A 19,373-nucleotide genomic window follows, 5' to 3' on the forward strand; every position below is an offset into this window, starting at 1 on the left:
TTCTTCCTGCCCTGAGGCTTCGTCCGGTCCTTACGGATCTCGAAGTCCATCGCATCCCCTGAACTGGGGTGTTGCAACGACTCCTAGAACCCAAGAACTTTCCGTACCGCCCCTTTCGCATGCCCCGCGCGGGCCACGGACGGCGTCCGCCGCACCGGTCCGCCGCCCGCCGTGGCTACTTCACCGCGAGGAGCAGGGTGTCCGAGGGCGAGCACCAGACCGGGCGCGCCTCCGCGAAGCCCTTCTCGCGCAGTACGCGGGCGTGCCACGCCGGGGAGGGCATGTCGCCGTCGGCGTGGTCCCCGTAGATCTCGTAGCGGCGGGCGGTGGGAGCGGCGAGGACCGGGTCCTCGGCGGCCAGCCGCCACCACTCGGCCCAGTCCAGGACGCCGGCCTCCTTGGCCCGGTCCATGCGCGCGTGCCGCTGCGCGCGTTCCGCCGCGTTGATCCGGGGAGTGGTCTCGTCGATCATGTGGTCCGCGTTCATGAAGACACCGCCGTCGCGGACGACGTCCGCGATCTGACCGTAGAGGGCCGCGAGGGGTTCGTTGTGCAGCCAGTGCAGGGCCGTGGCGGTCAGGACGGCGTCGTAGGAGCCGTACGGCAGCTTCGCCGGCCAGCCGGGGTCCCTCAGGTCGGCCGTCACGAAGGTGACCCGCTCGTCGCCCTCGAAGGTGCCGCGCGCGATGGCGAGCAGCGCCGGGTCGAGGTCGACGCCGGTGCTGGTGGCCCCGGGGAAGCGGGCCAGCAGCCGGGCGGTGATGGAGCCGGTGCCGCAGGCCAGGTCGAGGACGCGCGGCGCGGTGCCGACGAGGGCCTCCACCATGTCCAGCATGATGCGGAAGCGGTCCTCGCGGTCCGGCATGTACCACTCCTGCTGGCGGTCCCAGCTCTTCTGCCAGGCCTGCCAGTCGGCGCCCGCCGCACCGATGTCCGTCGTCGTATCCGTCATCGCCACCCTCCATGACACCACTTGCGTAATACCCTGGAACCACGACCGGCTATTACCCGACCGCTCACACGACCATAGAGCGCCCCCGTAAGGACTACAAGTGGAACTGGCCTATTACTCGGACTACGCCGTACGTCTCGTCAACAGCGAGGAGCCGGCCCGGGGCAAGGACACGCTGACCTCGGTCGAGGCCGTCCGGGACCTGTTCGGCGCGAACTCGTCGGCGGCCCGCCGGGCCACCGACGCCGATGTCACGCGCTTCCGCTCGGTCCGGGCCCGGCTGCGCTCGGTCTTCGAGGCGGCCGACACCGGGGACGAGACCCTCGCGGTCGACCTGCTGAACTCGCTGCTGCTGGAGTTCCCGGTGAGCCCGCAGATCTCCGGGCACGACCACCGCGACGAGGACGGCCGCCCGCTGTGGCACATGCACCTGGCCGACCATCCCTCGAACGCCACCGCCGGGTACGCGGCGATCGCCGCGATGGGCCTGGCCTTCCATCTGACCGAGTACGGCGTCGACCGCCTCGGCCTGTGCCAAGCGGCGCCGTGCCGCAACGCCTACCTGGACACCTCGACCAACCGCTCGCGCCGCTACTGCTCCGACCGCTGCGCCACCCGCGCCAACGTGGCCGCCTACCGGGCCCGCAAGCGCCTGGAGGCCGACCGGTCGGTGAGGACGGGCCTGGCGGCCGACAGCGCCCAGCGCACCAACTCCAGCGGCGACCGGCGGGCGGACGTGCGCGGCCGGTAGCGGAACCACACCTTGCCCAGGACCAACTCCTCCGGCACGGTGCCGTAGTCGGTGCTGTCTCCCCCGGCGTACGCGTTGTCCCCGAGCACCCACCAGCCGCCCTCGCGCCGCTCCGCCGCGCGCTTGACGACCAGCAGGTCCTGCTGGAAGGGATGCCGCAGGACCACCACGTCACCCGGCCGGACGCGGGCGCCGTACTGCACCAGGAGCCGGTCCCCGTGGTGCAGCGTGGGCACCATCGACGGCCCGTGGACCTCCGCCAGCCCGAAGGGCAGCACCGCCCCCCTGCGCTCGCTCTCCTGCGACAGCTCCGGCATTCCCGGCACCTCCCCGGTCCGTTCCTCCACAGTCCCAGTCTGACCCCGGACTTTTGCCCTAAGCCCTAGGGGGCACTCGCGAAAACACGCCTTGCAGGGAGTAATGTCCCACCTGAGAAGACGATCACGAGGAAGGAATGCTCCATGCTTTCCCGCCTGTTTGCCCCGAGGGTCAAGGTCAGCGCACACTGCGACCTTCCCTGCGGTGTGTACGACCCGGCCCAGGCCCGCATCGAGGCGGAGTCGGTGAAGGCCATCCAGGAGAAGATGGCCGGCAACGACGACCCGCACTTCCAGGCGCGTGCCACCGTCATCAAGGAGCAGCGTGCCGAGCTGGCGAAGCACCACGTCTCCGTGCTGTGGAGCGACTACTTCAAGCCGCCGCACTTCGAGAAGTACCCGGAGCTGCACCAGCTGGTCAACGACACGCTGAAGGCCCTCTCCGCCGCCAAGGCGTCCACCGACCCGGCCACGGGCCAGAAGGCGCTGGACTACATCGCCCAGATCGACAAGATTTTCTGGGAGACCAAGAAGGCTTGATCTTGGATCATGCTCTCTGACCTGCGATTTCCTTGGTTGCAGTGTCTCGGAGTCCGCACCCGGTCCGCAGGCCGCCAAGAACGGCGTCCATGACGGTCCGGGTGCGGTCTTCTTCGCCCGGCCAGAGGTGCGCGTAGATCCGCAGTGTGATGACGGCGGACTCGTGGCCGAGGACCAGCTGGACCTGCTTGACGCTCGCTCCGCCGGCGATGAGGGCGGAGGCGTAGAAGTGGCGCAGGTCGTGGGTCACCATGTGCGGCAGCTCGACGGGCTTGCGGCCTTCGCGCTCGGCCGTCTCATTCTCGGCCGCCCGGAGCGCCCTGCGGGCGCAGTTCCCCTCCGTCTTCCAGCGGCGGTAGTTGAGGGGCTCGCCCTCCTCCATCGTGAACAGCCACTCCTTGGAGGGGCGTGCGGCGAGGTGCGTGAGGAGGGCGTCGGTGACGACCTCGCCGACCGGTACCGTACGCCGGGACTTCACGGTCTTCGGTGGGCCGATCTTTCCCGACTGGAGGCGCTGCCGCTCGACACGGATGGTGCCAACCTTGAAGTCGATGTCCGACACCTTGAGGCCGAGCAGCTCGCCTATTCGCAAGCCTGATCCGGCGAGCGTGACAATCGCCGCGCGTATGTACGGTGGCATCACTCGGGCCATGGCCTCGACCTGCGCGACCGTGGGCGGGGTGACCTCCTCGTCCGGCATGGGCGGAAGCGTGATCCGGCGGCACGGGCTGGAGGCGATGACCTTGTCCTCGACAGCCGCGGTCATGACGCGCACGAGGACGTCGTAGACGTTGCGCACGCTGCCGGGACCGAGCTGTTCGGACAGGCTCTTGAACAGCACCTGTACGTCATTGCGGCGTATCGCCGCCATGGCGCGGGAGCCCAGCGCCGGGACGAGGTGCAGCCGCAGCGCGTTGTCCGTGATGCGCTCGGCCGCCTCACCCGCGATGAGCGACTCCTCCCACTTCTCCGCGTATGTCGCGAACGAGAGCCGTCCGGCGCGCGGGTCGACGTACTGGCCCGTGACGATGCTGGTCGTGACCTCGTCGAGCCAGCGCTGGGCGTCGAGCTTGCGGTCGAAGTGGCGGGCGTGCTCCTTGCCGTCGAGGTCGCGGTAGCGGGCCCGCCATTTGCCGTTGGGGCGCTTCTGAATGTTGGCCAAGTGGCCTCTCCTTAGGTTCGGTTAGCGGTAGTAGCCGCCGTCCTCGATGTGCTCCGTGAGGGTGCGGGCGTCGCGCTCGTCGCCCGTGAGGCGACGGCACTGCTCGTGGATGGCCCGCGAGCTGTCCGGGTGGGCCTGGATGTGTTCCGCGATGGCGGTGACGGCCCAATGCAGGCGGTCCTGTGCCTCGCGCGTCTCGTAGAACGCCTCGACGGCCTCCTGCACGAGCCGCCGGCCGTTGACGTCGAGCCCCTCCAGGGGCGGGGACATCAACTCTTCAAGGGGAAGCTCGAAGACGCGGGCGAAGGCGAGGGCCTCGTCGAGGTTGATCCTGCGACGGGGGGTGCCGTTCTCGATGCGCCAGACAGCCGTCTGGTTCATCTTGACGCCAGCCCTGGTCACCCGCTCCGCCAGCTCGGTCGTGCTCCACCCTCTGACTTCGCGCTTCGTCGGCGACGCCGCGCTCGCCGTCGCCCTCGGCAAGGCGGGCATGGTCGGCAGCCCGGAGGACGATCCGGTCCGCCCGCTGATCGAGGCCATCGAGGCACACACGGTTGCGCTGAACCGTATCGGCAGCAACCTCAACCAGATCACCGCAGCCATCCACCGTGGAACAGTGCCCGAGCGTGCCGAGGCGGTGCTGGACCGCGTCGAGCAAGCAGCCCAGAACAGCTACCGGCTCATCGACCAGCTCGTGGCGGAGGGAGCCAGCCATGGTGCCTGACGTCTCCACCGGCTCCGACACACGCGGACTGATCGTCTACCTCTTCGGCCCCGGCCGCCGCGACGAGCACACCGACCCGCACATCGTCGCAGCCTGGGACATGGCCGGCGCCCCCGACCCCGGCCGCGACCAGGCAGCCACCTACACCCAGCTCGCCAAGCGCCTCGACCACCACGTCGACCTACGCACCCACGAGCTGGGCGGCTAGAAGCCACCCCAGCATGTCTGGCACTGCCCGGTCCGTACCGCGCCCGGCGACCGCTACCTCACCGACACCGAGTGGGCCGAAGTCGCCCGCCGCATCGTGGCGGCCACAGGCATCGCCCCCGAGGGCGACGAGAAAGCATGCCGGTGGATCGCGGTGCGCCACGCGGACGACCACATCCACATCATGGCCACCACCGTCCGCGCCGACGGGCGCCGCCCCCGCACCCACCGCGACGGCCAGCGCGCACAGCAGGAGTGCCGCAAGATTGAAGCCGAGTTCGGGCTGCGCCGTCTGAAGTCCGGCGACCTCACCGCGCCGCCCACGCCGACCGGAGCGGAGCGCGCCAAGGCCCAGCGCCAGGGCCAGCAGGTCACCGCACGGCAGTGGCTGCGCGAGCAGGCATACGCGGTTGCTGCCGCCGTACGCACCGTGGAGGACTACTTCACCGTGCTGCAGTCCTTGGGCATCCAGGTCAAGACCCGCATCGGCCCCGAGACCGGCGACGTGATCGGCTACAGCCCGGCCGCCCCTGGCGACACCGCCCACGGCGAACCGGTCTGGTACGGCGGCTCCAAACTCGCCCCCGACCTGTCCATCAACCGTCTCCGCGAACGCCTCCCAGCCCAGAATGTGGCCGCCCGCCCGCAGCATGTGGCGGACCCCGCCAAGGCATGGCGGCACACCGCCACCGCACTGCACACCGCCCGCACCGTTCTCGACTCCGGCGACGAGGCCGCCGCCCAGGGCCACCTGGCCGCCTTCGGCGACGCCCTGTACAACGTGGCTAGCGCCACCACAGGCCCGCCTCGAGCGGAACTGCAAGCGGCAGCACGGGCGTTCAACCGCGCCCGCCGCTCGTCGATTCGCGCCGACCACCAGGCCGCCACCACCCTACGCGAGGCCGCCAAGGAACTCGCCAACGCCTCCCATGTGCCGGGCGGCGTCGCCATCGCCCTGGTCTTCACCGCCCTCCACCTGGCGCGCGCCGCCGCCAAGTGGCACGAACAACGCGGCCACCAACAGCAGGCCGCAGCAGCCGAGGAAGCCTTCCGCAACCTGCAGGCGGGCTACCAGCAGGCCGCCACACCAGTCCTGGCAGACCTCGCCCGACGCGCTCCCCGCGCCACAACCATCCACCGCTACGAGGACGATCTCCGTGCGGCCATCCCCGACCACGCCGACCGCATCCTCACCGACCCATCCTGGACCGCCCTGACCACCACCCTCGCCCGCGCCGAAAGCGCCGGCCACAACCCCCGCCACCTCCTGACCGAAGTCGCCGCCCACCGAGAACTCGACACCGCCGAACACCCTGCGGAGGTCCTCAACTGGCGCATCACCGCGCAACCAAATAGGCGGGCTCAAGCGGCTCGGAGGCGCAGCGCCGTCAGCGGCGCGTCGTCCATGTCCCCCACGCCACACCCTCCGGCCGCACCGGTGGGCATGAGGCCAGAAGACCGCCGTCGGCACCGCTGACGCTGGTCAGATGCCCTCGCCACACACCGTGGCGAGGGCATCGACTCTTCGCCCCGGGTCGCGTCAAGCCGCTTCCGTTTCGCGCGGAGCGGCGGGCACAGCAGTCCGCGTAGCGAGCAACTGCCCGGCCCACGCTCGGGCCATGGCCAAGTGTTCAGCCTGGAGCCCTGCGTGCGGTTCCGGCTGCACAAGGAGGGTCAGGGCCCCACTCGCTGTGCGCTCCGCAGCCCATGCGTGGTCCAGGCGAGTGAAGTCGTCGTCGATCCAGACAGCCGGGGCTTCTCCCAGCCAGGCGTCGACGTGGTCGCGCTTCCAGAGGTAGCCGTTGGGGTGGCTAGTGGTGATCTGGGGACGCGGCAGGTCGACATGCGGCAGGGGCGGGAGGTCGAGTAGTGGGCCGATCAGCGTGGTGGCGTCCTGGCGCCAGCTCGTGCACCAGACGGGCGTGATCAGACCCGTACGGAACACGTCCATGAGCATGGGGCCGTGGGCAGGGTTGAGCCAGATGGTGACCGGGTCGTCGGCGCTGCGGCCGGTGGGGACGACGTCATGTCGGGCGTGGGCGTCCGGGGTCGAGCCGTCCGCGTTGGGGAACGGTATGAGGACGCCGTCGATGTCGAGGAGCAGGTAGGGCGGGCGCATCGATTCCTCCACGGGGAGCCGGGGGTCAGAGCTTGCGCGCGGTGATCAGCAGGGTGGTGGGCCAGCGGCCCTGTCGGGGGTCGTGGAACTCCTGGGCCGAGGCGAGCCACATGCCCGCGCGGTCGAGGTGCTTCTCCCAGCGGGCAGCGTCGAAATCCCAGCGCGCGACGGGCAGGCGGGTGCGGTCGGGCAGTGTGACGTAGTCGCGGCGGGGCCGGTCGTCGACGGAGGGCTTCCTGCCGCCGCGCTGGGGGTGAGGGACGGAGAAGGCGAGGGTGCGGCCGGGTTTGAGGCGGTGGGCGATGGCCGGGAGCAGGAGTTCGGGCGCGACGAGGCCGATGGCACCGAAGACGGAGTAGATCGCGTCGAACTGCTCGTCGGAGGCGTGCAGGTAGTGCAGGGCGTGGCCGGCGACGAAGGTGAGGTTGTTCGGCCGTCCGTAGTGGGAGCGGGCGCGGCGTACTTGCAGGCCGACCAGGTCGACGCCGGTGACGTTGGCCGTGTGCCGGGTGGCGAGGCAGGCGGCGTTGTGTCCTGGGCCACAGCCGAGTTCTACTACACGCTTGCGGCGCAGGTCGGGGCCGAGGATCTCGGCTCCGGGGCCGAAGCCTGGCCGTGTGGTCCACTCCATGCGGGTGGGCGCGACGAGGGGTTCGGCCGGACCGGTGGCCGTGCGTTGGAGGGCGTGGGCGTACCAGGGTGAGGCTTGGGCGAGCACCTACACCTCCAGAAGGCGAAGGGCGTCGGTGACGTGCCGGCGGACGACCTTGATGTAGGTGAGGTCGGTGGCGGGGTCGTTGATCCAGCGGATGGCCTGCTCCATGAACCACTCGACGGCCCAGATGCGGTGCCATCCCAGCGCCCACTTTTCGGCGGGCAGGCCGCCGCGCTCGGCGAGGGCATCAGGGGTGCCGCCCTCGGTGACGTAGGACTCCAGGAAGACGCGCAGGCGTACGGGGTCGGGGTCTTCGGTGGTGCCGTGCCAGCTGGCGAGGTCGAGCGGGCCCGGTCCGGTGAAGGCGCGAGCGAAGTCCAGCAGGCGCCAGCCGCGCTGGCCGATGTGGAGGCTGGTGGGGTGGAACTCGGAGTGCACCCAGCCGAACGGGGCCAGGGTGGTTCCCTGCGCGCGGGTGTCGGCGGCCTGGGCGATCTGGTCGAGGGCCTGCTCGACGTCGTCGGCGTCCTGCCAGCGGTCGGCCTTGCGAAGCTGGTCGAGATGGTCCAGGGCGCGGCTGGGCAGGGCCCGCAGCCCCTCCTCGTGCAGTACGGGCAGCGCACCGGCGGTGCGGGTGCGGTGAAGGACCACGGCCGCTGCAGCACCGTCGAGGTCGTCCGCTTCCCGGATGGGGGTGCCGAGGTCCTCCAGGAGCATGCCGAGCCAGCCCTCGACGTGAACCGAGGTGTAGACCTTCGGGGCGGGAATGCCAAGGGTGTCCACCAGCCGGAGGGCCTGGTCCTCGCTGTCGAAGGGCCTCTTGGCGTACTTGAAGATCCGGGTACTGCCGTCGGGAAAGGTCACGCGTTCGACGCCGGACATCGACCACACCCGTACCTCCTCGCGCTTGGGCGTGGGCTGGTCGACGAGGGTGCACAGGTTGGTGAGGAGGTCGGTGGTGAGGTTGTCGTTCACGGGGGCTCCGTTGCGTTTTGTGGCGTCCGGGGCGGGCGAGCGTGCCTGCCCGCCCCGGAGCCTTGCTGCCGGGTGTTACGCGGCGGGGGCCACGCGGTGTGCGTAGACCTGCTCGAGCCAGCCGGCCTTGAAGGCGGCCAGGTCGTCACGGAAGGTCGCCATCGACGCACCGTAGGGCGCGACGACGCCGCCGGACTGGTCCGGCACGGACTGGCAGCCGTGCACGAGGCGCCCGCCGAGCGCGGCGTGGGCCTTGATGGACTCGATCCGGCGGTGCTCGTTGAACCAGCCGCCGTGATAGACCTCGTCCAGCATCCCGCCCATGTCGTCGTCTAGGTCGAAGACAACGGAGGTGGCGGCGGGGAAGAACCAGCAGGGGCCGACGTTGGAGATGTGTCCGTCCAGCTCGACCTTGTTGAGCGCCATCAGCGTGGCGGCCTCGCGCAGCATGCGCAGGTGCTCGGCGGTGATCTGCGGCAGGCCGAGCCCGTCGAGGTGCTCGTCGCGGAACAGGTAGGCGTACACCTCGTACGCGGTGGACAGCACGCGGGCGGCGTCCGACGTGGACTCACCGTGGCTCTTGATGAAGTCCAGCGCGAGCTGTTCGACCGCGCCCTCGGTGGTCTCCTCCACGTCCAGGAGTTGGGACTTGACCAGTTCCCAGTCGGCGACGAGCCAGGTGTTCGACTCGAAGCGGAAGAAGTACATGGCCGGGTCGATCGTGATACGCCGGCCGTCGACCTGGATGCCCGGCAGGCGGCTCCAACGCTCGTCGAACGCCTGCGGCAGCTCGACCGTGATGGCCGTGGTGTCGATGGTGGTCACCGTGTCTCCGTCTCTGATCGGCCGGGTACGGGCACAGGAATGCCCGGACCCGGTGCGGGTGTACGGAACTTCGAGGGAGCCGCCCGGAGCCGTGGGGAGAGCCAGGATTGCAGTCGGGCAGTCCGGGCGGCTGCGATTAAGTGAACCCGCCATCACGCACAGTGGGTACGGTGAGGGCGAGGCCAAGCGGTATACGCGGTTTACAGACCCAGGACGGAGGAGGTCATGGCGGCACCCAACAGACCCAATATCCGCCTGCGCGAGGTCATCGCCGCGATCGACTGCACGTACGAAGCGCTGGCCAAGGACGTGCGCCGGATCGCCGCTGAGAACGGCGAGATCATCCACACCAACAAGTCGGCGATCTCCCACTGGGTCAACGGCACCAGGCAGCCCACTGGTCAGACCGGCCACTACCTCGCGGAGGCCCTCTCTCGCAGGGCCGGCCGCACCATCACCCTCACCGAGATCGGCCTGCGTGACCCGGAGGGGGCCTCCCTGACGACCCGGACCCCGTCTTCACGGCCACCGACCTGGGCCGCGCCGATGTTGAACGGCGTCGCTTCCTGGCTTTGGCCGCTTTCACCACCGCAGGCGTGGCCATGCCACTGGCCTACGACCATGAGGCCGCATCCCGCATGCTCCGCGCCCGCACCGGCAGGGCCCTGGTCGGGGCGGAGGACGTCGACGTGGTCCGCCAGATCACCGCCGCGTTCAGAGCGGCCGACGAACGCCTTGGCGGCGGCCACGGACTGACCACCGTCACCGCCTACCTCGCCGACACCGCCGCGCCCATGCTGCGCGCCCGCTTCCCCTCCGACGCATTACGGCGCGGTGCCTTCGGCGCCGTCGCCGAGCTGGCCTACCTCGCGGGCTGGAAACACCACGACCTCGGGCACGAAGGCGCCGCCCAGCGCTACTACCAGGTCGGCTACCAACTCGCCTGCGAAGCTGATCCGCACGGCCACGCCGCCTGGATGATGCGCGCCCTCGCCCACCAGGCCCTCAGCCTCAAGCAACCCCACCACTGCGTCGACCTCGTCGAAGGCGCCCTCAGTCGCGGACTCGGCCACGTCGACGGCCAGACCGAAGCGCTGCTCCACATCACCCACGCCCGCGCCTTTGCCGCCGCGGACGAGAAAGCCGCAGCGGCCCGCGCCCTGCTGGCAGCCGAGGACGCCCTGCTCCGCGAAGACGGCCCCCAGCCCAGCTTTTCCCTCGTGAGCGGACCAGCCGCCGGCACCGTCGCAAGCCACACGGCCCGCACGCTGACGGACCTCGCCGATCACGTCGGAACCGAGCAACAGCACCGGGACGCGCTCGTGCGCTGGGACCCCGTGAAGTACAAGCGCGTCCACGCCCTCACCTACGCCGACCTCGGCGACAGCCTCGCCGCCCAGGCCCGCGCCGATGAGGCCGTCGCCGCCTGGAGCGAGGCCCTCACGCTGATGGAGGGCATGACCTCCGACCGCACCCGCAAGGCGATCACCTCCATCCGATCAACCCTGGCGGTCTACCAACGGCGCAAAGTGCCCGGCGCCGCCGAACTCGCCCGTCGCGCCCGAGAGGCACTCGCCTAACATGCCCACAAATCCGGCCGAAGAAGGGACCCCCGTGGCTCAGCCGACAACCGATGACCAGCCCAAGGCGCTCAAGCCCGCCCTGGAATCCATGACCCTGCTGGTCGCCGCCGTCATCGTCCACGACAAGGCCACCAACCGCGTAGTCCTCCTCCAGCGCAGCGACCAGGCCAAATTCGCCAAGGGCCAGTGGGACCTCCCGGTCGGCAAGAGCGAGCCCGGCGAGCCGATCACCGCGACGGCCGTCCGCGAGCTGTACGAAGAGACCGGTCTGACCGTCAAGCCGGAAGCGCTTAAGGTCGCCCACATCATCCACGGCGCCTGGGGCGTGGAGGCCCCAAACGGCTTCCTCACGGTCGTATTCGTCGCCCACGAGTGGACAGGCGAGCCAGAGAACCGCGAACCGTGCAAGCACGCACAGGTCCGATGGGTCGGTGCCGACGCCATCCCCGAAGACTTCGTCGAGACCACCGCCAGCGCGCTCCACCGCTACCTCTGCGGCGGGCCCCAGGTCTCGCTTGACGGCTGGCGGTAGCGAGAGGCAGCTCCGTTTCGCAAAGGCCGTCGTCGCAAGGCATCGGTGGGCTCGTCCGCTTCTGCAGCAGTGTTCGCGCCAGTCGCGATTGTGCCCCTACGCCAAGTGCCCGGGGAGGCGGCCGTACGGGATGTCGGAGACTGCAGGCTCCTGCGGGCGCCCCGACGACGTGACACGGATCATGCAGCGAGATCAAGTCAACTCATCTTATTAACCGACACATTGGGAAAGGTGCCGCTGTAGGTTCCCCTGTGACCATTCTTGATCGTTCCTAGGGGGAACCTTGTCGCGTTCGCGCGCGAGATTCTTGGCTTCGGTGTGCGCCGGAGTCACCGCACTTACCGTTCTCGGCACCGCTCCGTCGGCGAGCGCCGCCGCACCCAAGGAAGCCTGCACCGGCCTCTACAACGCCCGCATCACCTTCTGGGCGATGACGTGCAGCCAGCCGGGCGAGCCGATGATCGGCGGCTTCGCCACGTGGCGGAACATACCGATCACCTTCGATCAAAGCGATACAGGTTCGGCTACCGTCCAGGCAGCCAACTATCTGCGCGTCAGCCCGAACACGTCGAGCGGGCCACTCGCCCCCAACATCGAGATCGGCCTGTACGCGGAGAAAACAGGAAAAACCACCTCCACCTACGGTCCCCGCTGGTCGGAGCTGACCACCAGCGGTGGCCGCACTCAGGCCATCAAGGCCGGGGTCAACCCCACCAAGCCGGACAAGCGCAACCACACCTACATGACCGTCCGCCAGGCCAGCGGCAATCAGTGGGATGTGCTCTACGACTTCAACAAGGTCGGCTCCACCACCAAACAGCTCAAGGTGATCGGGGGCAACACCAACCGCATCGACGTCGGCCTTGAGGTGACCGGACCTAAGTACGTGGACGTCCCCTCCATCGCGAACCGCATGCAATTTATGACGGGAAACAAGGTGTGGCAGCAGGTGGCGACGGCCAACGTAGGGTCTGTCAAACAAACGGTGTAACTCGGGTTGTTGGAGTTACTGGCGTGCTGCGGAGAGTCGGCCGTCGAAGGTGATGTCGAAGGCGTTCAAGGCTGTCTTCCAGCGCATGGTCCAGCGGGCCTGGCCCTTGCCGGTCGGGTCCAGCGACATGATCGCCATGTAGACGCACTTCAGGGCGGCCTGCTCGTTCGGGAAGTGCCCGCGAGCTTTCACCGCCCGTCGGATCCGTGCGTTCACGGACTCGATCGCGTTCGTCGTGCAGACGATGCGGCGGATCTCGGTGTCGAAGCGCAGGAACGGAGTGAACTCCTCCCAGGCGTTCTCCCAGAGCCGGACTATCGCCGGATACTTCTTGCCCCACGCGTCGGCGAACTCCGCGAACCGCTCGAGGGCCGCGTCCTCGGTCGCCGCGGTGTAGACGGGCTTGAGGACCTTCGCAATCTTGTCCCAGTCCTGGCGGGCGGCATAGCGGAAGGAGTTCCGCAGCAGGTGGACCACGCAGGTCTGCACGACGGTGCGGGGCCAGACGGCCTCGACGGCGTCGGGCAGGCCCTTGAGCCCGTCGCAGACGAGCATGAGGACGTCGTTCACGCCGCGGTTCTTGATCTCGGTGAGGATGTGCATCCAGTGCTTGGCGCCCTCGCCGCCGTCGCCGGCCCACAGGCCGAGGATGTCCCGCCGGCCCTCGGCCGTGACCGCCAGTGCGACGTAGATGGGCCGGTTTGCGACCGCGCCATCGCGGATCTTCACGTGGATGGCGTCGATGAAGACCACCGGGTAGACGGCGTCCAGGGGCCGGTTCTGCCATTCGGCCATGCCCTCCAGGACCTTGTCCGTGATCGTGGAGATCGTCTGGCGCGACACGTCGGCGCCATAGACCTCAGCCAGGTGGGCCTGAACCTCACCGGTGGTCAGGCCCTTCGCCGCGAGAGATATGACCATCTCGTCGACGCCGGACAAGCGCTTCTGGCGCTTCTTGACGATCTTCGGCTCGAAGGAGCCCTCGCGGTCGCGGGGCACGGTTATCTCCACCGGGCCCACGTCGGTCAGCACAGTCTTGGCGCGGGTGCCGTTGCGTGAGTTGCCGCCGTTCTTCCCCGCCGGATCGTGCTTGTCATAGCCAAGGTGGTCAGTGATCTCGCCCTCGAGGGCGGACTCCAGGAGCCGCTTCGTCAGCTGCTGGAGCAGCCCACCCTCACCGGTCAGCTGCATGCCCTCGGCCTGAGCCCGGCCCACCAGCTCGTCAATCAGCCGGTCGTCCACAGGCTTCGCCGGCACCGCCTCGGACGGGTCTACGGACTCGGTCTCTGTCACGTTGTTGCTGGTCATCGATGCATCTTCCATGATCAGGAGTTACACCGAACGTTTTACAGTCCCTCTTCACGCAGGCCCGCGTGGAACTCGTGATGAGCCAGAAGGACCCGGCAGTCAACGAAAGTGCCCTTCACATCTACGACGCCCTGAACCGACCTGAGCGAACCTTCCCCTCCTGGCCCGGCAAGAGCGTGCCGGGAGCGAAGGAGCCCCTGCACCGGCTCGTAAACCAGACCAAGATCGACGAGAACCGCGAGAAGTCGATTCGGGAATGCAAGAAAGTCTGGGGGGACTACACCGGCAGCGGCCTGCAGTGCGATGAGTACCCCTTCGCCTCCACCAAGGAAGGTTCCACCAAGGGGGACAATCGTTTCTCCGTCCGACTGATCGACGGCAAGGACAACCGCAAGGGCGGCGAGCGCCTCGCCGCGATGTATACGCTCAACCGCGTCCTGGACGGCGACGCGTTCTACATGAAGATCACCGGTTAGCGGAGAGGGCGGCGGCACCATGGCGCTCCTGACTGAGTACCGTTGCAAGGCCACCCCGGCCCGCTGCGTCGTGGAGGTCTACGACGCCGATGCCTACCTCGGCGACGAAGCAGCCCTGGACGCCGCCGAGGTACAGGTGGTCGCCGGCAACGGCTACCACCTGTACCTCCTCAGCCTGCAACCCGACATTGAAGTCGAGGTCGCCATCCGCGTCTGGGACATCGCACCCGGCCCGCCCGCCGAGGCCGAAGGCCACGTCCGTGTCAGCATCGAGTCCGAGACCGGAGTCCTCGTCGTCAACCAATTGGAATACGGCCCCGCAGGGGAGATGACCCTGCCCCGTCCCGGTGTCTACGAAGGTCACGCCTGGTGGGAGAACCGGCAGGCGACAGCCGACTACTACGCGACGACGCTCGACCACCCCACCGACGACACCTTCGAGGACCACCTCACCCAGGCGTGGAACAACCCCCCGGTCACCGAACGCTACGTCTTGGACCTCGCCTACATCCGCGAGCCCGAACCCGTCGACGACGAAGATCTGTAAGCCGACGCAGTCCGCACACAGTCCGCGGGACACCCGGTCGGGACCGTCGTACGCCATCGCCAGCCATCGGGAAAAGGCCAGGTCAGCAACCTGCGGCCATCATCACCGCAGGTCACCGACCTGGCCCATTACTAGGAGACCAAGAAGGCGTGATCTCCTCTTACGCCCTCTGACCTGCGGTTCTTCGCTGCAGCGTCAACTTCCGCACCCGGTCCGCAGGCCGCCGAGCACGGCGTCCATGACGGCCCGGGTGCGGTCTTCTTCGCCCGGCCCCAGATGGGCGCGGTCGACAGTCGCGTCGAAGGGCACGTCGTGCTGGTCCGCCCAAGCGCGGTACGAAGCCATGTGGCAACCACAGGCTCGAGTCGTGGACAGTGATGGTTCCAGGCAGTTCGACGACCTCCGCACGGCCGAACTCCTCGCCGGGGAAGGCGGGTCCGGGGACCCCGTGACGTCACCTGAACGGCACGGATCAACAGACGCTGCAATCCTGCCTGGAGAGCGCCCCTGACAGCTGCCTGGCCACCGTGACCGGCCGGCGTTTCTGCCGCCGGCATCCGGGTTCGTGCGCAGCCGCCTTCGACGTGCCCGGTATCGCTCTCACCGAAGAGCCGCCCGCGTCATCGGCAGTTGGGCTGAAGGGCCAGTCACTCGTCGCTGGTGACGGCGACGCCTTCTACATGAAGATCACCAGTTAGCAGAAAGGGCAGCGGCACCATGGCGCTCCTGGCTGAATACCGTTGCAAGGCCACACCGGGTCGCCGGGTCGTGGAGGTCTACGACGCCGATGCCTACCTCGGCGACGAAGCAGCCCTGGACGTCGCTGAGTTACAGGTGGTCGCCGGCAACGGCTACCACCTGTACCTCCTCAGCCTGCAACCCGACATCGAGGTCGAGGTGGCCATCCGCGTCTGGGACATCGCGCCCGACCCGCCCGCCGAGGCCGAAGGCCACGTCCCCGTCAGCATCGAGTCCGAGACCGGAGTCCTCGTCGTCAAGCAACTGGAATACGGACCCGCCGGGGAGACGACCCTGCCCCGGCCGGGCGTGTACGAAGGCCACGCCTGGTGGGAGAACCGGCAGGCGATGGCCGACTACTACGCGACGACGCTCGACCACCCCACCGACGACACCTTCGAAGACCACCTCACCCAGGCGTGGAACAACCCCCCGGTCACCGAGCGCTATGTGCTGGACCTCGCCTACATCCGCGAGCCGGAACCCGTCGACGACGATGACCTGTAAGCCGGGGCAGTTCGCACACGGACCGCAGGACAGCCGATCGGGACCGGCCCCCGCCACTTCGTCCGCCCGCGCTCGGCCGCCGAGCCCGGCCGCATGGGGAGCGCGGGGCGCGGGGTGCCGGGTGGGTTTGCCGGGTGGGGGGCGTCGGGCCGTCGGGCGTGGCATGCTGGCCCGGTGACGCGCGAAGACCTGGTGCGGTTGCGGCGGGCCCGTGACCGGATGAACCGCGAGTACGCCGAGCCGCTGGACATGGCCTCGCTGGCGCGTGACGCGCTGATGTCGCCCGGGCACTTCCAGCGCAGCTTCCGGGCCGCCTTCGGCGAGACGCCGTACGGCTATCTCATGACCCGCCGTATCGAGCGGGCGAAGGCCCTGCTCAGGCGGGGGGACCTGAGCGTGACCGAGGTCTGCATGGCGGTCGGCTGCACCTCGCTCGGGTCCTTCAGTTCCCGCTTCACCGAACTCGTCGGCGAGACGCCGAGCGCCTACTGGGCGCGGTCGCACGAGGACGGCGCGGTGATCCCGGCGTGCGTGGCCCGGACGTTCACGCGCCCGAGGCGCGCGGGGCCGCCGCCCGGGCCCTAACGTGTGGGCATGGACCTCAAACTCCGCCAGTGCTTCATCGCCGTCGACGACCATGACAAGGCGCTCATCTTCTACCGCGACGTGCTGGGGCTGGAAGTCCGCAACGACGTCGGGTTCGAGGGGATGCGCTGGGTGACCGTGGGATCGCCGCTGCAGCCGGACGTGGAGATCGTCCTGGAGCCGCCCGCCGCGAACCCCGACGCCTCCCCCGCCGACAAGGAGGCCATGGCCCGGCTGCTGGCCAAGGGTGTGCTGCGCGGCGTCATCTTCACCACCGCCGACTGCGACGCCCTCTTCGCCCGGGTCCGGGAGCACGGCGCCGACGTGGTCCAGGAGCCGATGGACCAGCCGTACGGGGTGCGCGACTGCGCCTTCCGGGACCCGGCCGGGAACCTGCTGCGGTTCATGGAGCGGTCCGAGGGCCGGGGCTGACGGCGGAGGTCCGGGAGCCAGGCGGACGGCCGGGGCGCCAAGAAGCAGGCGTGGGCGGCGCGTTGACCGTCCCGCGGCGGGCGCCCGGCCTTCCGGGCCCCGCCCCCGTGGGGAGCGTGCTCAGGATCCGGGCTCGGACGGCTCGTCGTCCCGCTGGTCGGCCGGGCGGGGCGCCGGCGCTCCGCAGTCGGGGTTGCGGCACGGTCCGGGTGCCCAGACCGGCACCCACGCGCCCAGCGTCTTGTGCCGCCGGACCACCATCTCGAGCGGCTGCCCGCAGACGGGACAGCGGTGCTCCCCGCTCGTCGCACGGCCGGGGCCGCCCGCCGCGCCGGCCCGGGCGGGGTCGTCGGAGCTGCGCATGCCCTCAAGCCTAGGACCGCCGCGGCCACGGCGCTCCCCGTCGTGCGGCCCGCGGTCAGGGCCGGGCGGCCGTCCGCGGCTCGCGCCACATCGGCCACATGCGGGGCCCGCCGTCCGGGAGGTCGAGCGGGGTGCCGGTGCGGGCGAAGCCCAGCCGCTCGTAGAGCCTGGTGCTGCGCGCGCTGCTGGCCTCCAGGTAGGCGGGCAGGCCCTCGCGGTCGCAGCGGTCCAGGACGTGCCCGATCAGCGCGCCGCCCAAACCCTCGCCCTGGCGGGACGGCGTCACGCCGATCATCCACAGGTACTCGTGGGCGCGGTCGGCGGGGTGCGCGGCGGCCGCCAGCCGGGCGATCCGCTCCACCCGCTGGTTCGCCGGATCGACCGCCTCCCGCAGCCGTACGGCGTCCTCGGCGCCGTCCCCCTGCCCGGCCCCGGGGTGACCGCCGGCGGGCACCGACACCCACAGCGCGCACGCCGTGCCGTCGGCGGTGACGTCGATCCGGCCCTCGGCGAGCACGATGTCGGTGAAGGCCGCCATCAGGCGGGGGTGGGTCCGGCGGCGGTACTCCTCGCCCGGGAAGACCCAGCCGCTCACCGGGTCGTCCTGGAAGGCCTCGTCCAGCAGCCGCACCACCAGCTCCCAGTCGTCCTCGCCCGCGGCCCGGATCCGCACGCCCATCTTCCGCCCCTTCGCCTCAACACGCCTGTCCCTGACGGGTGTTGAGCCTACCGGTGCCCATGGGGAGGGCGATGGGGGCGGGCCCCGCACACCGTGGGGAAGTGCGGGACCCGCCGGACCGGGGCCCCGGGGCCGTACGGGGTCAGGAGCCGTACGGCCCCGAAGGCTCCGGGGTCCTGCCGCGTGGCGGCCGGTCTCAGCTGGTGCGCCTGGTGACGAACTCCGCCAGGGCCAGCAGGCCGTCCGCCGCCGCGGGATCGGGGACGGCACGCGCCAGGTCGTCCATGGCCCGGGCCATCCGGTCGGCCGCCTGGGCCTGCGCCCAGTCGCGCCCGCCGGCCCGCTCCACCGCCAGTGCCGCCTGCTCCTCCTCCCCCTCCCGGTGGGGGCGGGCGTACAACTCGGCCAGTTCGGCGGCGGCCGGGGTGCCCGAGGTGAGCGCGGCGACCACCGGCAGGGACTTCTTGCGGACGGCGAGGTCGGCCCCGGCGGGCTTGCCGGTCCGGGCGGGGTCCCCCCATATGCCGATCACGTCGTCGATCAGCTGGAAGGCGAGCCCCGCCTGCCGGCCGAACGCGTCCAGCGCCTCGACCACCTCCCCGGCGGCGCCCGCGTACAGCGCGCCGACGGCGCAGGCGCAGCCGAGCAGCGCCCCCGTCTTGGCCTCCGCCATGGCCAGCACCTCGGTGAGCGTGACCGCGTCGGGGGCGCGTTCCTCCAGTGCCGTGTCCGCCTGCTGGCCCGCGCACAGCTCCACGACGCAGGCGGCCAGCCGGGAGGCGGCGGCCCGGGAGGCCGGGTGCGCGTCCTCGGCGAGCAGCCGCAGGGCCAGCGCCTGGAGGGCGTCCCCGGCGAGGATGGCGTCGGTGTCCCCGAACACCTTCCACGCGGTGGGCCGGTGCCGGCGGGTGGCGTCCCGGTCCATCACGTCGTCGTGCAGCAACGTGAAGTTGTGGACCAGTTCCACCGCCGCCGCGGCGCGCGCGGCGGCCGCCCGCGCCGCCGGTCCGCCGAGCGCGGCAGCCGCGGTCAGGACCAGCGCGGGACGGATCGCCTTGCCCGCGTTGCCCGCCGCCGGTGTTCCGTCCGCGTGCTCCCAGCCGAAGTGGTAGCGCACGATCCGGCGCATCGAGGCGGGCAGTGAGGTCACCGCCGCGCGCAGTTCGGGCTCGACCGCGGACCGCGCGCGCTCCAGGATCACCTCCGCGTCGTGGCCCCCGCCCGCGCCCCCGGGTGCCTCACCCCGCTCGCCGGCGGGCCGGCGCGGCAGTGGCCCGGCGGGTGCCTCCCCTCCCGGCACCGCCTCCTGCGACGGCACCGTCGCGCCCCCCGGTACCGGCACCGCGGCGGAACGCCGCGCGCCGGGCACACGCTGTGTCGTCTCCGTCATGAACTCGACCATCCG

22 protein-coding genes and 3 pseudogenes are annotated in these 19,373 nt (G+C 70.2%); 12 read left to right on the forward strand and 13 right to left on the reverse strand.

Annotation, left to right across the window (positions count from 1 at the left end; all coding sequences use genetic code 11):
* Positions 1 to 175: 175 nt before the first annotated feature.
* Positions 176 to 952 carry a class I SAM-dependent methyltransferase gene (locus tag ACI2LW_RS00005; RefSeq protein WP_404728813.1) on the reverse strand — a complete coding sequence of 259 codons (777 nt, stop codon included), beginning with the start codon at positions 950 to 952 and terminating at the stop codon, positions 176 to 178.
* Positions 953 to 1,052: 100 nt separating this feature from the next.
* Between ACI2LW_RS00005 and ACI2LW_RS00010 the strand changes: the two genes are divergently transcribed.
* Positions 1,053 to 1,703, forward strand: a complete 651-nt coding sequence (locus ACI2LW_RS00010) for a CGNR zinc finger domain-containing protein (protein WP_404728814.1) — start codon at positions 1,053 to 1,055, stop codon at positions 1,701 to 1,703.
* Here ACI2LW_RS00010 and sodX read toward each other — a convergent pair.
* Positions 1,586 to 2,020: a nickel-type superoxide dismutase maturation protease gene (gene sodX / locus ACI2LW_RS00015; RefSeq protein ID WP_404729474.1), complete on the reverse strand. Its 435-nt coding sequence runs from the start codon at positions 2,018 to 2,020 to the stop codon at positions 1,586 to 1,588. The two genes, ACI2LW_RS00010 and sodX, sit on opposite strands and share 118 nt — an antisense overlap.
* A 144-nt stretch (positions 2,021 to 2,164) precedes the next feature.
* Here sodX and sodN point away from each other — a divergent pair, with 144 nt between their 5' ends.
* A complete protein-coding gene (sodN, locus tag ACI2LW_RS00020) occupies positions 2,165 to 2,560 on the forward strand; it encodes a superoxide dismutase, Ni (protein WP_404728815.1) in 396 nt (131 codons plus the stop codon).
* A 7-nt stretch (positions 2,561 to 2,567) separates the two neighbouring features.
* Here the strand turns inward: sodN and ACI2LW_RS00025 are convergent, their stop codons facing one another.
* Both ACI2LW_RS00025 and ACI2LW_RS00030 read right to left on the reverse strand, forming a co-directional pair.
* A complete protein-coding gene (locus ACI2LW_RS00025) occupies positions 2,568 to 3,722 on the reverse strand; it encodes a tyrosine-type recombinase/integrase (protein WP_404728816.1) in 1,155 nt (384 codons plus the stop codon).
* A gap of 21 nt (positions 3,723 to 3,743) precedes the next feature.
* Entirely contained in the window at positions 3,744 to 4,214 is a 471-nt protein-coding gene (locus ACI2LW_RS00030) for a helix-turn-helix transcriptional regulator (RefSeq protein WP_404728817.1), read from the reverse strand.
* Between ACI2LW_RS00030 and ACI2LW_RS00035 the strand changes: the two are divergent.
* Positions 4,168 to 4,446: pseudogene (locus ACI2LW_RS00035) on the forward strand (hypothetical protein); the annotation flags it as partial. The gene ACI2LW_RS00030 and the pseudogene ACI2LW_RS00035 sit on opposite strands and share 47 nt — an antisense overlap.
* Positions 4,436 to 6,130: pseudogene (locus ACI2LW_RS00040) on the forward strand (relaxase/mobilization nuclease domain-containing protein). The pseudogenes ACI2LW_RS00035 and ACI2LW_RS00040, both read left to right, overlap by 11 nt.
* A gap of 63 nt (positions 6,131 to 6,193) precedes the next feature.
* Here the strand turns inward: ACI2LW_RS00040 and ACI2LW_RS00045 are convergent.
* The 4 genes from ACI2LW_RS00045 to ACI2LW_RS00060 form a co-directional block, all read right to left on the reverse strand.
* Positions 6,194 to 6,772, reverse strand: coding sequence for an HAD domain-containing protein (locus ACI2LW_RS00045; RefSeq protein WP_404728818.1), 579 nt, complete (start codon positions 6,770 to 6,772; stop codon positions 6,194 to 6,196).
* Between the two features lie 25 nt (positions 6,773 to 6,797).
* Positions 6,798 to 7,490, reverse strand: coding sequence for a class I SAM-dependent methyltransferase (locus ACI2LW_RS00050; protein WP_404728819.1), 693 nt, complete (start codon positions 7,488 to 7,490; stop codon positions 6,798 to 6,800).
* Positions 7,491 to 8,402 (reverse strand): aminoglycoside phosphotransferase family protein, encoded by a 912-nt coding sequence (locus tag ACI2LW_RS00055; RefSeq protein WP_404728820.1) that lies wholly within the window; start codon positions 8,400 to 8,402, stop codon positions 7,491 to 7,493.
* 75 nt (positions 8,403 to 8,477) lie between these two features.
* The gene (locus ACI2LW_RS00060; RefSeq protein WP_404728821.1) at positions 8,478 to 9,227 is read right to left on the reverse strand and encodes a hypothetical protein; all 750 of its coding nucleotides are present in this window, start codon (positions 9,225 to 9,227) and stop codon (positions 8,478 to 8,480) included.
* A gap of 225 nt (positions 9,228 to 9,452) precedes the next feature.
* Here ACI2LW_RS00060 and ACI2LW_RS00065 point away from each other — a divergent pair.
* The 3 genes and pseudogenes from ACI2LW_RS00065 to ACI2LW_RS00075 all read left to right on the forward strand — a co-directional run bounded on the left by ACI2LW_RS00065 (position 9,453) and on the right by ACI2LW_RS00075 (position 12,333).
* Positions 9,453 to 10,807 (forward strand): annotated as a pseudogene (locus tag ACI2LW_RS00065) (tetratricopeptide repeat protein).
* Position 10,808: 1 nt separating this feature from the next.
* The gene (locus ACI2LW_RS00070) at positions 10,809 to 11,342 is read left to right on the forward strand and encodes an NUDIX domain-containing protein (protein WP_404728822.1); all 534 of its coding nucleotides are present in this window, start codon (positions 10,809 to 10,811) and stop codon (positions 11,340 to 11,342) included.
* Between the two features lie 316 nt (positions 11,343 to 11,658).
* Positions 11,659 to 12,333 carry a hypothetical protein gene (locus ACI2LW_RS00075; protein ID WP_404728823.1) on the forward strand — a complete coding sequence of 225 codons (675 nt, stop codon included), beginning with the start codon at positions 11,659 to 11,661 and terminating at the stop codon, positions 12,331 to 12,333.
* A 15-nt stretch (positions 12,334 to 12,348) separates the two neighbouring features.
* On the opposite strand, the gene ACI2LW_RS00080 is transcribed toward ACI2LW_RS00075, so the two are convergent.
* Positions 12,349 to 13,641 carry an IS256 family transposase gene (locus tag ACI2LW_RS00080; RefSeq protein ID WP_404728824.1) on the reverse strand — a complete coding sequence of 431 codons (1,293 nt, stop codon included), beginning with the start codon at positions 13,639 to 13,641 and terminating at the stop codon, positions 12,349 to 12,351.
* Positions 13,642 to 13,718: 77 nt separating this feature from the next.
* On the opposite strand from ACI2LW_RS00080, the gene ACI2LW_RS00085 reads away from it, so the two are divergent.
* On the forward strand, positions 13,719 to 14,117 hold the full coding sequence (locus ACI2LW_RS00085; protein WP_404728825.1) for a NucA/NucB deoxyribonuclease domain-containing protein: 399 nt from the start codon (positions 13,719 to 13,721) through the stop codon (positions 14,115 to 14,117).
* 19 nt (positions 14,118 to 14,136) lie between these two features.
* Positions 14,137 to 14,664, forward strand: coding sequence for a hypothetical protein (locus ACI2LW_RS00090; RefSeq protein WP_404728826.1), 528 nt, complete (start codon positions 14,137 to 14,139; stop codon positions 14,662 to 14,664).
* A gap of 195 nt (positions 14,665 to 14,859) precedes the next feature.
* Here ACI2LW_RS00090 and ACI2LW_RS00095 read toward each other — a convergent pair whose 3' ends face one another.
* Complete coding sequence (locus ACI2LW_RS00095) at positions 14,860 to 15,009, reverse strand: hypothetical protein (protein WP_404729530.1); 150 nt, start codon at positions 15,007 to 15,009, stop codon at positions 14,860 to 14,862.
* Positions 15,010 to 15,381: 372 nt separating this feature from the next.
* On the opposite strand from ACI2LW_RS00095, the gene ACI2LW_RS00100 reads away from it, so the two are divergent.
* The 3 genes from ACI2LW_RS00100 (at position 15,382) to ACI2LW_RS00110 (ending at position 16,926) form a co-directional block, all read left to right on the forward strand.
* Positions 15,382 to 15,909 (forward strand): hypothetical protein, encoded by a 528-nt coding sequence (locus ACI2LW_RS00100; RefSeq protein ID WP_404728827.1) that lies wholly within the window; start codon positions 15,382 to 15,384, stop codon positions 15,907 to 15,909.
* 174 nt (positions 15,910 to 16,083) lie between these two features.
* Positions 16,084 to 16,494: a helix-turn-helix transcriptional regulator gene (locus tag ACI2LW_RS00105; protein WP_404728828.1), complete on the forward strand. Its 411-nt coding sequence runs from the start codon at positions 16,084 to 16,086 to the stop codon at positions 16,492 to 16,494.
* 9 nt (positions 16,495 to 16,503) lie between these two features.
* Complete coding sequence (locus ACI2LW_RS00110) at positions 16,504 to 16,926, forward strand: VOC family protein (RefSeq protein WP_404728829.1); 423 nt, start codon at positions 16,504 to 16,506, stop codon at positions 16,924 to 16,926.
* Positions 16,927 to 17,046: 120 nt separating this feature from the next.
* Here the strand turns inward: ACI2LW_RS00110 and ACI2LW_RS00115 are convergent, their stop codons facing one another.
* The 3 genes from ACI2LW_RS00115 to ACI2LW_RS00125 all read right to left on the reverse strand — a co-directional run bounded on the left by ACI2LW_RS00115 (position 17,047) and on the right by ACI2LW_RS00125 (position 19,358).
* Entirely contained in the window at positions 17,047 to 17,289 is a 243-nt protein-coding gene (locus ACI2LW_RS00115) for a hypothetical protein (RefSeq protein ID WP_404728830.1), read from the reverse strand.
* Between the two features lie 55 nt (positions 17,290 to 17,344).
* Positions 17,345 to 17,968: a GNAT family N-acetyltransferase gene (locus ACI2LW_RS00120; protein WP_404728831.1), complete on the reverse strand. Its 624-nt coding sequence runs from the start codon at positions 17,966 to 17,968 to the stop codon at positions 17,345 to 17,347.
* A gap of 196 nt (positions 17,969 to 18,164) precedes the next feature.
* Entirely contained in the window at positions 18,165 to 19,358 is a 1,194-nt protein-coding gene (locus ACI2LW_RS00125; RefSeq protein WP_404728832.1) for a family 2 encapsulin nanocompartment cargo protein polyprenyl transferase, read from the reverse strand.
* Between the last annotated feature and the right edge of the window lie 15 nt (positions 19,359 to 19,373).

The sequence above is a fragment of the Streptomyces sp. NPDC004065 genome, from assembly GCF_044903565.1.
Lineage (GTDB): Bacteria > Actinomycetota > Actinomycetes > Streptomycetales > Streptomycetaceae > Streptomyces.